Here is an 11,457-nt window from a genome sequence, read left to right on the forward strand (position 1 = left end):
CATGAGGGGGCGTACCGCCGTCGTCGTTCTCGCCCTGGCCATGGGACCGGCCACCTCGGGCTGTGGCGGCCATCCGGCGGGCGGCCGGGTCGGCGTGGTCATCCCGTTTCTCACCTCGCCGTTCTGGCAGGCCTACAACCACGACATCCCGCAGCAGGCCCATCAGCAGGGCGTACGGGCGCTCCCCACGGTGAACTCCAACGGTGACTCGGGCAAGCAGATCACCGATATCGAGAACCTGCTGTCCGAGGGCGTCAAGGGCCTGATCGTCTCGCCGATCGACTCCGCCGCCATCGCCACGGGCCTGCGGGCCGCGCAGCGCGCACACGTCCCGGTGGTCGCGGTCGACGTGGCACCGCGGACGGGAAAGGTGGCGATGGTGGTCAGGGCCGACAACCGCGCGTACGGCCGCAAGGCCTGCCAGGTCCTGGGCCGGGCCGTGAAGACGGGCAAGGTGGTGCAGATCCAGGGCGATCTGGCCTCGGTCAACGGCCGGGACCGCTCGTCCTCCTTCTCCGGGTGCATGGCGCGGCACTACCCGGCGATCAAGGTGCTGAACATCCCGGCCCGTTGGCAGGCGGACAAGGCCGCGGCCGGTCTGGAGGCGCTGTACACCGCGAACCCCGGCATCAAGGGCATCTATATGCAGGCCGGCGGGGTGTATCTGGCGCCCACCCTGCGGACCCTCCAGCGCCATAACGCGCTGGTCCGCGCGGGCAGCCCCCGGCACATCACGATCGTCTCCAACGACGGCATCCCGCAGGAGCTGACCGCCATCCGCAAGGGCCTCATCGACGCCACCGTCTCCCAGCCCGCCGACCTCTACGCCAAGTACGCGATGTACTACATCAAGCGGGCGATGGCCGGGAAGACCTTCCACCCCGGCCGCACGGACCACGGCAGCACCATCGTCGAGCTGCCCGGGGGCATCCTCCAGGACCAGCTCCCCGCGCCGCTGGTGACCCGGCGCAACGTCAACGATCCGGCGCTGTGGGGCAACCGCCGATGACCGGCGCCCGGCCCCCGCTCGTCGAGGCCATCGGGATCACCAAGCGGTACGGGCCCACGGTGGCCCTGCTGGACACCGGGATCGCCGTCGAGGCCGGTGAGTCGCACGCCCTGGTGGGCCGCAACGGGGCGGGCAAGTCGACGCTGGTGTCGGTCCTCACCGGGCTGACCCGGCCGGAGCGCGGCACGGTGCGGTACGACGGCGGGCCCGCGCCCGCCCTCGCCGACCGGGCGGCCTGGCGCCGCCGGGTGGCCTGCGTCTACCAGCGGTCGACGACCATCGACGAGCTGTCGGTGGCGGAGAACCTGTTCCTGGGCCGCCAGCCGGTCACCCCGCGCGCCCGGGTGATCAGCCGGCGGCGGATGCGGCGGCAGGCCCGCGCGCTGCTGGACGAGTGGGGCGTACCGGTGGACGAGACGGTCCGGGCCGGCGGGCTGAGCGTCGAGGACACCAAGCTGGTGGAGATCGCGCGGGCGCTCTCGCGCGGCACCCGCTTCATCGTCCTGGACGAGCCGACGGCCCAGCTCGACTCCCGGGCGACCGACCGGCTCTTCGCCCATATGCGGCGGCTCCAGGAGGCCGGGGTCACCTTCCTCTACATCTCGCACCATCTACGGGAGGTGTACGAGGTCTGCCAGGCCGTCACCGTTCTGCGCGACGCCCGCCGGATCGTCACCGCTCCGGTCGGCGCGATGCCCCCGGGGAAGCTGATCGAGGCGATGACCGGCGAGCGCGGCGGTCTGCCGGTCCCGCACACCGCACCGCCGCCGCGCCCCTTCGGCGCGGCCGGCCCCGCGTCCGCCCCCGCCCCCGCCGCCGTACGCGTGGAGCAGCTGAGCGGCCCGGACTTCCACGACGTCAGCCTCGCCGTCGCGGCCGGTGAGGTGGTGGGCCTGGCCGGTCTCGCCGGCTCCGGCAGCCATCAGCTCGGGGCCGCGCTGGCCGGGCTGCACCGCACCTCCGGGGGCCGGGCCTGGATTTTCGGCCGTCCGCTGCGCACCGGCAGCGTCCCCGCGGCGCTGGCCGCCGGGGTCGGCTGTCTGCCGCGCGACCGGCATCACGAGGGTCTTGTGCCGCCGCTGTCGGTGGCCGAGAACATCACCATGCCGATCAGCGGACGGCTCGGGCCGCTGGGCCTGATCGCCCCCAAAGCGCGGGACGCCGTCGCCCGGCGGGCGATCGCGGACCTCGGCATCGGCACCGAGGGGCCTGCCCAGCCGCTGAGCGAGCTGTCCGGCGGCAACCAGCAGAAGGTGGTCCTGGCCCGCGCCCTGGCCATCGACCCCAGGTTGCTGGTGCTCATCGACCCGACGGCGGGGGTGGACGTAGGGGCCAAGCGGGCCCTGCTCGCGGCGGCGATCCGGGCCAGGGCCGAGGGGCGCGCGGTGCTGGTGGTCTCCGACCAGCTGGAGGATCTGCGGGTCTGCGACCGCGTACTCGTCATGTTCAGCGGCTCGGTCACGGCCGAGTACCCGGCTGGCTGGCGGGACGGTGAACTGCTCGCCGCCGTCGAAGGGGTGGCGGCCGGCGATGGCTGACCCGGACGCCCCCTCCCCCGCCGGCCCGGACGCCTCCCCCGCGGGCCGGGTCCGCCGCGCCGCCCGGCTCCGGATCCGCGATCTCGCGCTGCTGCCCGCGGTGGTGCTGCTGCTGGTGATCGGCGCGCTGACCAATGACACGTTCCTGGAGCGGCAGAACCTGATCAATATCCTGGGCGCCTCCTCGGCGCTCGGGCTGCTGGTGCTCGCCGAGGCGATGATCCTGATCAGCGGCCGGATGGATCTGTCCCTGGAGTCCATCGCGGGCCTGGCTCCCGCGCTCGGCTTCCTGGTCGTCATCCCCGCCGCCTCCGGCGGCTTCGGCACCGGCTGGCCCGCCTGGCTGGGGCTGCTGATCATCTCGCTGGCCGGGGCGTTGATCGGCGCGGTCAACGCCGCCCTGATCGTGGGGCTCGGGCTCAACGGCTTCATCGTCACCCTCGCGATGAACATCGTGCTGCGCGGGGTCCTGATCGGCCTGGTCTCCGGCAGGACGCTGTTCGACGCGCCCCCGGCCTTCTTCGCCCTGGGCTCCGAGAACTGGCTGGGCCTGCCGCTGTGCGTCTGGGTGAGCGCCGGATGCTTCGCCGTGGCCGGGTTCGCTCTGCGCTACCACCGCTTCGGCCGCGCGGTGTACGCGGTCGGCGGCAACGCCCCGGCCGCCCGCGCGGCGGGCATCCGGGTGGCGCGGGTGGGCTGGTCGGTGCTGGTGGTCGGCGGGGCGCTGTCGGCCGTCGCGGGGCTGGTCATCGCCGGACGGGTCGGCGCGGTCGACGCCAACCAGGGCAGCGGCATGATCTTCACCGTCTTCGCGGCCGCCGTGATCGGCGGTATCAGCCTCCGGGGCGGCCGGGGCTCCCTGCTCGGCGCCCTGCTGGGCACGCTGCTGCTGGGGATGCTGGAGAACCTGCTCACCCTCGCCCAGGTGTCGGCCTTCTGGATCCAGGCGATCTACGGCGGCATCATCCTGCTCGCCCTGATCGTGGCCCGCCTCACCACCGGCGAGGCACAGGAGTCATAGTATTAAGGGAAATATCTCCGCAGATGGGACGGGCGATGACCAGCCCCGAGGGAATCGTTCCAACCGAAGCGCACGTCCCGTTCGACATGGCCGACGCGGCGACCGCGGTGGTCGACGCGGCGGGCACCGTTGTCGGGTGGACCGCCGCCACGGAGCGCCTCCTCGGCTACCCGGCTGCCGAGGTGCTCAACAAGCCTGCCTCGATGCTGCTGGCCAGCCCCGAGGACGCGGCGACCGCGCAGGGCATCGCGGAGCAGTGCCGCGACCAGGGCAGCTGGGGCGGTCTGGTGACGCTGCGGCACCGCTCGGGGCGGCTGGTCGAGGTCGGCCTGCGGCTCACCGGGGTCTCCCCGAGCTCCGAGTTCTGCGGGCGCAGCTGCTGGCTGGTCTCCGCGATCGATCTGTCGAAGATCCCCACATGGGCGCTGAGCGGATCGCTGCTGGAGGCGTTTCTCGTCCGCTCGCCGATCGGCATGGCCGTGCTCAGCCCGGATCTGCGGTACGTATGGATGAACGACACGCTGGAGCGCTTCGGCGGGGTGCCGCGTGACCAGCGGCTCGGCCGCCGGATGGCGGACTCCCTGCCCGGCCTGGACACGGCCGCGCTCGAGGCGCAGATGCGCAAGGTGCTCGACAGCGGCAAACCGGTGATCGACTACGAGTACCGGGGCTGGACCATGGCCGATCCGTACCGCGAGCACGCGTACTCGACCTCCTTCTTCCGGCTCGACAACGCCGACGGCCACCCCGTGGGCGTGTGCTACATGGGCATGGACGTCACCGACCGATGGCGGGCGCGTGAGCGGCTGGCGCTGCTGAACGAGGCCGGCACGAAGATCGGCAGCACCCTCGACGTCATGCGGACCTCCCAGGAGCTGGCGGAGTTCGCCGTGCCGCGGCTTGCCGACTTCGTCACCGTCGATCTGCTGGAGTCGGTGCTGCACGGCGCGGAGCCCATCGCCACCCGGCACAAGACGCTGCCCGCGTTCCGGCGGGCCGGACAGGCCTCCATCCACCAGGGCACCCCCGAGTCCATCGCCTCGCCCGGAGACCCCATCTCCATCTCCCAGGCCTCGCCCTTCGCCTGCTGCTTCTTCTCCGGCGAAGCGGTGCTCGACCCGGTGATGGACGCCTCCGTCGCCGCGTGGACCGGAGACGACCCGGCCCGGGCGCAGCGGGTCCGCGAGTTCGGGATGCGCTCCCTGATGGTCGTGCCGATCTGCGCGCGCGGCACCGTCCTGGGCGTGGCCTCGTTCGTGCGCTCCCGCCACCCGGACCCGTTCGAGGAGGACGATCTGCTGCTGGCCGAGGAGTTGGTCGCGCGGGCGGCGCTGTGCGTGGACAACGCCCGCCGCTACACCCGCGAGCACAACGCGGCCCTGGCCCTCCAGCGGAGCTTGATGCCGCACAACCTGCCCGGCAGTCCGGTCCTCGAAGTGGCGTCGCGCTATCTGCCCACGGACATCCGCCACGGCGTGGGCGGCGACTGGTTCGATGTGATCCCGCTGTCCGGGGCCCGGGTGGCCCTGGTGGTCGGCGATGTGGTCGGACACGGCATCAACGCCGCGGCCGGCATGGGCCGACTGCGCACCGCGGTGCATACGCTCGCGGACATGGACCTGCCGCCCGAGGAGCTGCTGGCCCACCTCGACGACCTGGTCATCCGGCTCGGCGAGGAGCGGATGGGCGAGGAGGACATCACCGCCGCGTTCCTGGGCGCCACCTTCCTGTACGCGGTCTACGACCCGGTCACCCGGCGGTGCACCATGGCCAGGGCCGGGCATCCGGCGCCTGCCATCGTGGCCCCGGACGGCGAGGTCACCTTCCCCAGCCTGCCCGCCGGGCCGCCGCTGGGCCTGGGCTCGCTGCCCTTCGAGTCGGCCGAACTCGAGCTCCCGGAGGGCAGCCTGATCGCCCTCTACACCGACGGCCTCATCGAGACCTGCGACCCGGACATCGACGTCGGCCTCGCCCGTCTGAGCAACGCGCTCGCCCAGCCCGGCCTGCCCCTGGAAGACCTCTGCTCCACGGTGGTCGACGCCCTGCTGACCAGCCCGCCGTCCGACGACGTCGCCCTGCTGCTGGCCCGTACTCACTCCCTGAGCCCCGGCCATGTCGCCTCCTGGGACCTGCCCACGGACCCGGCCGTGGTCGCCAGCGCCCGCTCCCTGACGGTCCGCCAGCTCGCCGAGTGGGGCCTCGACGAGCTGATGACGACCTCGGAGCTGATCGTCAGCGAGCTGGTCACCAACGCCATCCGGCACGGCACGGGGCCGATCCGGCTGCGCCTGATCCGGCACGACGTGCTGATCTGCGAGGTCGCCGACGCCAGCAACACCTCGCCGCGGCTGCGCCACGCCCGCACCACCGACGAGGGCGGCCGCGGCCTGTTCCTCGTCGCCCAGCTGACCCGCCGCTGGGGCACCCGCTACACCGAGGGCGGCAAGCTCATCTGGGCCGAGCAGGACCTTCCGGCCCCGACATGAGGCGCACCACGGCGCATCCGCGCCCTGTTCGTGGTCGTGTCCCTCCCCCACACTGGACGCCGAAGTCAGGAAGGGGGGACGGCGTGCGGATGTCGTTCGGCCGCGGGGGCGGGTGGCGAAGCCGGTGGCAGACCCGGTGGCGGGGCGGGCTCGCCTCCCCGTGGCCCCGCGGCGTCGCGGCGGTGCTGGCCGGGGCGCTGCCCGCGCTGACGTTTCCCGAGCCGTCGCTGTGGTGGCTGGCGTACGCGGCGCTGGTGCCGTGGATCCTGCTGGCCCGCTCGGCCCCCACCGGCCGGCGGGCGGCCCTGGACGGCTGGCTGGGCGGGGCGGGGTTTCTGCTGGCGGTGCACCACTGGCTGATGCCGAGTCTGCATGTGTTCATCGTGGTGCTCGCCGCGCTGCTCGGGCTGTTGTGGCTGCCGTGGGGCTGGCTGGTGCGCAGGCTGCTGCACGGCCGGCCGGGCCCGGGCCGGGCGGCGGCGGCCCTGGTGCTGCTGCCCTCCGCGTGGCTGATGGCCGAGCTCGTACGGTCCTGGCAGTACCTGGGCGGGCCGTGGGGGCTGCTGGGGGCGAGCCAGTGGCAGGTGCCGCCCGCGCTGCGGGTGGCGTCGGTGGGCGGGGTGTGGCTGGTCAGCTTTCTGATCGTGCTGGTGAATGTCGCGCTGGCGCTGCTGGCCGCGGTGGCCGGGACGCGCCGGGTGGCGCTGGCCGGGGTCATGGCGTGTGTCGCGGCGGTCGCCGGGGTGTGGAGCTGGGCGCCGGTGCCCAGGCCGGCCGGTACGGTGCGGATCGCGGTGGTGCAGCCGGGCGTGATCAATGTCCCCGGACCGCGCTTCGACCGCGGCGAGCAGCTGACCCGGCAGCTGGCCGGCCGCCATCTCGACCTGGTCGTCTGGGGCGAGAGCAGCGTCGGCCAGGACCTGGCCGCGCGGCCGGACCTGGGCCGGCGGCTGGCCGCGCTGTCCCGGCGGGTCGGCGCGGATCTGCTGGTCAACGTGGACGCGCGGCGCAGCGACCGGCCGGGCATCTACAAGAGCTCGGTGCTGATAGGGCCGCATGGCCCCACTGGTGAGCGGTACGACAAGATGCGGCTGGTGCCGTTCGGCGAGTACATCCCGTTCCGGTCGGTGCTGGGCTGGGCCACCTCGGTGGGCAAGGCGGCGCCCGAGGACCGCAGGCGCGGCACGGAGCAGGTCGTGATGCATCTGCCGAATGGCCTGCGGATCGGGCCGCTGGTCTGCTTCGAGTCCGCGTTCCCCGATATGAGCCGCAATCTGGCGCGGGACGGGGCGCAGGTGCTGGTCGTACAGTCGGCGACCTCCACGTTCCAGCACAGCTGGGCGCCCGCCCAGCACGCCTCGCTGGCCGCGCTGCGCTCCGCGGAGACCTGGCGGCCGATGGTGCACGCGACCCTGTCCGGGGTGAGCGCGGTCTTCGGGCCGCGGGGCGAGCCGGTGGGCGGGCGGATGGGCACCAACACGAGCGCGGCCATGGTCTACGAGGTGCCGCTGGCTCGGGGCACCAGCCCGTATGTGCGGTCCGGGCCGTGGACCGTGTACGGGTCGCTGGCCGCGCTCGGCGCCTACTGCGCGGTGGAGGGCGCGGGTGCGCTCAGGCGCCGGCGGGACTCTGGTTCTCCAGCGCGTCCTTGACGACCCGCTCGCACAGCTCATGGGTGCGCAGCGCGTCCTCGGCGGTCAGCAGGGTGCCCGAGCGCACGGCGTCGAGGAAGGCCAGGGTGATCTGCTCGATACCGCGCTGCCGGGCGACCGACACCCAGTCGCCGCGGCGGCGCACGCTGGGCTGGCCCTTGTGGTCGACGATCTCCGCGAGGTTGAGGACCTGCCGCTTGGTGTCGGCCCCGGAGACCTCCAGGATCTCCTCGGTGGAACCGCTCATCCGGTTCATGGTGCCGAGCGCGGTGAACCCGTCGCCCGACAGCTGGAGGACGACATGGTGCATCAGCCCGCCGCGGATCCGGGCGCGTACGTCGATGTGGTCGACCGGGCCGGGCGCGAGGAAGCGCAGGGTGTCGACGACGTGGATGAAGTCGTCGAGGACGAGGGTGCGCGGATCCTCCGGGAGGCCGACGCGGTTCTTCTGCATCAGGATCAGATCGCGCGGATGGTCCAGACACTGGGCGTAGCCGGGCGCGTAGCGCCGGTTGAAGCCGACCATCAGGCTGACCCGGCGGCTTGCGGCGAGGTCGACCAGCCGCTCGCTGTCGGCCAACTGGTAGGCGAGCGGCTTGTCGACGTACGTCGGCACCCCGGCCTCCAGGAGCCGGGTGACGAGGGCGGCGTGCGCGGCCGTCGGGGCGTGGACGAAGGCGGCGTCGAGGCCGACCGCGAGGAGTGCGTCCAGATCGGTGTGGCGGTGGGCCTCGGGGACGCGGTGGGCGTCGCCGACCCGCTGGAGGGTGGCGGGGGTGCGGGTGAGCAGATGCGGTTCGAGCCCGGGCCGGGCCATGAGCACGGGCAGATATGCCTTCTGGGCGATGTCCCCGAGCCCGATACAGCCCACCCTCATGCCGTCTCCCTCGTTCGTTCCGCCCCGTTCCGCCCCGGCAGCATACGGGGGCGGGTCGACGATGCCGACTTTCCCGAGAGCGGACCGCGGAACTCCGGTGTGATGTAAAGGAGTTACAAAAGTGCCTGATGTATCGTGGTAGACGGCCGAGCTCTGCTGATCCCATCGCTTATGGCTCGATGAACGGGGTTGCGGAATGAATCTCCGGATAGTCATGCACGGCCCCCACAGCGGCGTTGAATTCCGTTCGCTCTACAAATGGCTGAGTCGGCACGGCGAGGAACTGCGCGCGGCCGGAATCCGGATGGGCGAGCCCGGCACTCCCCCGGGTCCTGAGGAGATGGGCGGGACCTTCGAGGTCGTGCAGTTCGTGGTCAACGCGCTGCCCGCGTACGGCGCGCTCGCGGTGGCCGTCGCGGCCTGGCGCGCCGATCATGAGCCTCGTTCCGGGGTGACCTTCGAGCGTGACGGGCTGAAGGTCTCCTTCGACAGCGCCCAGTCGCTGAGCGAGGAGTCCGTACGGCAAGCGCTGCGCGAGCTGCTTGGCGCATCCGGGGACGACAGCCGGGACAGCGGGGAAAGCGAGCGGGGCGGGCAAACCGGGGACGCGGCATGACCAGCGAGGATGACACCGAAGAACGCGCGCCGGGCGAGGCCGTGGGGATGGACCCGAAGAAGTCGGCATGCGTCCTCATCGGGGTCAGCAAGTACCAGCACCTCCCCGATCTGCCCTCGGTGCCAGGAAACCTGGACGCGCTGAGCCGGCTGCTGACCGACCGTTCCGTGTGGGGACTGCCCGCGGACCGGATCGTGAGGGTGCCGGACCCCCAAGCGGCGGGAGATCTGACCGGGCCGATCTACGACGCGATCGAGCAGGCCCCCGACACGCTGATCGTCTACTACGCGGGTCACGGGCTGAAGACCCTTGAGGACGAGCAGCTCTATCTGACCGTGTCCAGCTCCCGGAGGAACCGGAGCGAGACCACCCTCGCGTACCGCCGGGTGCGGCAGATCCTGGAGTCCTGCCGGGACCGGGTCAAGCACCGGGTAGTCATCCTCGACTGCTGCCACAGTGGTCAGGCCCTGGACGGCATGGCCGTGTCCGAAGCGGCGCTGCAGGACGCGGAGCTGAGGACCAAGGGTTCGTATGTGCTCACCGCCACGGCCGCGGACGAGAAGGCGGTCGCGGACTCCACGAAGCGCTACACCGCCTTCAGCGGCGAGCTGATCAGGATCCTCCAGAGCGGCGATCCGCGCCGCCCCGACCGGGAGCGGCTCTCCCTCGACGAGATCCACAAGCTGCTCGTCCAATCCCTGGACCTGCGCACCCTCCCCATGCCGCGCAAGCAGGACCAGGACGGCGTCGGCGCCCTGCCGTTCGTCTGGAACCGGGCGTCCCGGCGCCCGCCGCGGCCCCCGGAGTACTGGACCCGGCGCAGACGGACCTGGGCCGGACTGGCCCTGGCGTCGACCCTGACGGCGGGGGCGGCGGCCGGCCACTGGGCGCCCGAGCTGTGGAGTTCGGATCCCGGGCGTGCGGCGATACCGGGGCCCTGCGGGGAGAAGAGCCGCGCCACGCTGCTCGCCGTGTCCGACCAGCTCGACGAACCCGGCTACGACGAGTTCCAGGGCAGCGAGGTGGCGGGGCTGTCCGCGCTGGCACTCGCGGACGGGAGCGGGCGCGCCTACGCGGTCCGGGACGAGACGCCCGCACAGATCTTCACCCTCTCCCTCGGCTCCCCCGGCGCGCTCCCGGGCAAGCTGAACCCGCGCGTCACCGACGTGCAGGGGATCTACAAGCCCGACGGGTCGAAGTTCACGACGTACGACGGCGAGGGGCTGGTCGTGGAAAAGGGCGGGAAAACCGCCCTGGTGAGTTCCGAGAAGGGACCCGCCATCCGCCGGATCCGCCTCAGCGACGGTAAACAGATCGGCAAGGACCTGCCGCTGCCCGACACCTTCTATCCGCCGCCGCGCGGAGTGGCCGAGAGCACGCGGAATGTGGAATCCCTCGCCGTCACCCCGGATGGAACACTCCTCTACGCCGGGATGGAGGCGCCGCTGCTCGGCGACGAGGACATCCACGGCCGCCATCAGGTGCGGATCGAGCGCTACCGGGGCAGCTCGGGCAGGCACTACGAACCCGACCGGCAGATCGGCTACCAGACCGAGGAGGGGCTCTACTTGAGCGAGCTGGTGGCCGTCGGGCCTGACCATCTGCTCGCCCTGGAGCGCGGCTACATCCGCGGCCTCGGCAACGGCGTACGGGTCTACGAGGTGGACCTCCGCGGCGCGGCGAACCTCACCGACACCGAGCCTCTGGCCAAGGACGACAGCGACCGGATGGCGCACAAGACGTTGCTGGTCGACCTGGCCGACTGCCCTCCGGGCGATGTCCGGACGGACGACGACCAGCAGAACCCGCTGCTCGACAATGTCGAGGGGATGGCGCTCGGCCCCGCGATCCCGGCCGGCGGCAAGGCCAGAGTTCCCCAGGGCAGCCGCGCGCTGTATCTGATCTCGGACAACAACAGCAGGTCCGAGCAGACGACGCGGCTGTACGCCCTCGCCGTCTCCCTCCAGCGGTCCTGACCCCCGTCCTCACCCCTGCGGGGCTCCCCCTGCCCTCACCCCGGCGGGCCTCCCAACGGCGGCCCGCCCCCTGCCGCGCCCAGCCGCAGCGCGAGCCGGCGGATCGCGGTGCGTACGCCGTCGCCGTACGGGCCGTGGGCCAGCCCCCGGGCGCGGGGGCGCCCCCGGGCGGGGGGGGCGCGGGCCGGGGGCCGCGGCGCGGGGCCGATCCGGCGCGCGGCGGGGTGGGGAGGTCTGTGGAGACACAACAGTTGAAATAGGTGGTGGGCGGCGGGGTTAAAA

At 72.5% G+C, this 11,457-nt stretch carries 8 protein-coding genes and 1 pseudogene; 7 read left to right on the plus strand and 2 right to left on the minus strand.

Features of this window, described 5'->3' with window-relative positions:
* Position 1: 1 nt before the first annotated feature.
* The 5 genes from ACWDSL_RS20180 (at position 2) to lnt (ending at position 7,706) form a co-directional block, all read left to right on the plus strand.
* Positions 2–1,009 carry a sugar ABC transporter substrate-binding protein gene (locus tag ACWDSL_RS20180; protein ID WP_450487190.1) on the plus strand — a complete coding sequence of 336 codons (1,008 nt, stop codon included), beginning with the start codon at positions 2–4 and terminating at the stop codon, positions 1,007–1,009.
* A complete protein-coding gene (locus tag ACWDSL_RS20185) occupies positions 1,006–2,547 on the plus strand; it encodes a sugar ABC transporter ATP-binding protein (protein ID WP_450487192.1) in 1,542 nt (513 codons plus the stop codon). Before ACWDSL_RS20180 ends, ACWDSL_RS20185 begins: the two co-directional genes overlap by 4 nt.
* On the plus strand, positions 2,540–3,568 hold the full coding sequence (locus tag ACWDSL_RS20190; protein WP_450487194.1) for an ABC transporter permease: 1,029 nt from the start codon (positions 2,540–2,542) through the stop codon (positions 3,566–3,568). Before ACWDSL_RS20185 ends, ACWDSL_RS20190 begins: the two co-directional genes overlap by 8 nt.
* A 35-nt stretch (positions 3,569–3,603) precedes the next feature.
* Complete coding sequence (locus ACWDSL_RS20195) at positions 3,604–6,054, plus strand: SpoIIE family protein phosphatase (protein WP_450487196.1); 2,451 nt, start codon at positions 3,604–3,606, stop codon at positions 6,052–6,054.
* A gap of 89 nt (positions 6,055–6,143) precedes the next feature.
* The gene (gene lnt / locus ACWDSL_RS20200; protein ID WP_450487206.1) at positions 6,144–7,706 is read left to right on the plus strand and encodes an apolipoprotein N-acyltransferase; all 1,563 of its coding nucleotides are present in this window, start codon (positions 6,144–6,146) and stop codon (positions 7,704–7,706) included.
* Here lnt and ACWDSL_RS20205 read toward each other — a convergent pair.
* Positions 7,666–8,583 carry a Gfo/Idh/MocA family protein gene (locus tag ACWDSL_RS20205; RefSeq protein WP_450487198.1) on the minus strand — a complete coding sequence of 306 codons (918 nt, stop codon included), beginning with the start codon at positions 8,581–8,583 and terminating at the stop codon, positions 7,666–7,668. The two genes, lnt and ACWDSL_RS20205, sit on opposite strands and share 41 nt — an antisense overlap.
* 196 nt (positions 8,584–8,779) lie before the next feature.
* Here ACWDSL_RS20205 and ACWDSL_RS20210 point away from each other — a divergent pair, with 196 nt between their 5' ends.
* Positions 8,780–9,199: an effector-associated constant component EACC1 gene (locus tag ACWDSL_RS20210; protein WP_450487200.1), complete on the plus strand. Its 420-nt coding sequence runs from the start codon at positions 8,780–8,782 to the stop codon at positions 9,197–9,199.
* Positions 9,196–11,175 (plus strand): caspase, EACC1-associated type, encoded by a 1,980-nt coding sequence (locus tag ACWDSL_RS20215; protein ID WP_450487202.1) that lies wholly within the window; start codon positions 9,196–9,198, stop codon positions 11,173–11,175. The genes ACWDSL_RS20210 and ACWDSL_RS20215 overlap by 4 nt, the downstream gene beginning before the upstream one ends.
* Before the next feature lie 35 nt (positions 11,176–11,210).
* On the opposite strand, the pseudogene ACWDSL_RS20220 reads toward ACWDSL_RS20215, so the two are convergent.
* Positions 11,211–11,457: pseudogene (locus ACWDSL_RS20220) on the minus strand (hypothetical protein); the annotation flags it as partial.

Source organism: Streptomyces sp. NPDC000941 (genome assembly GCF_053599555.1).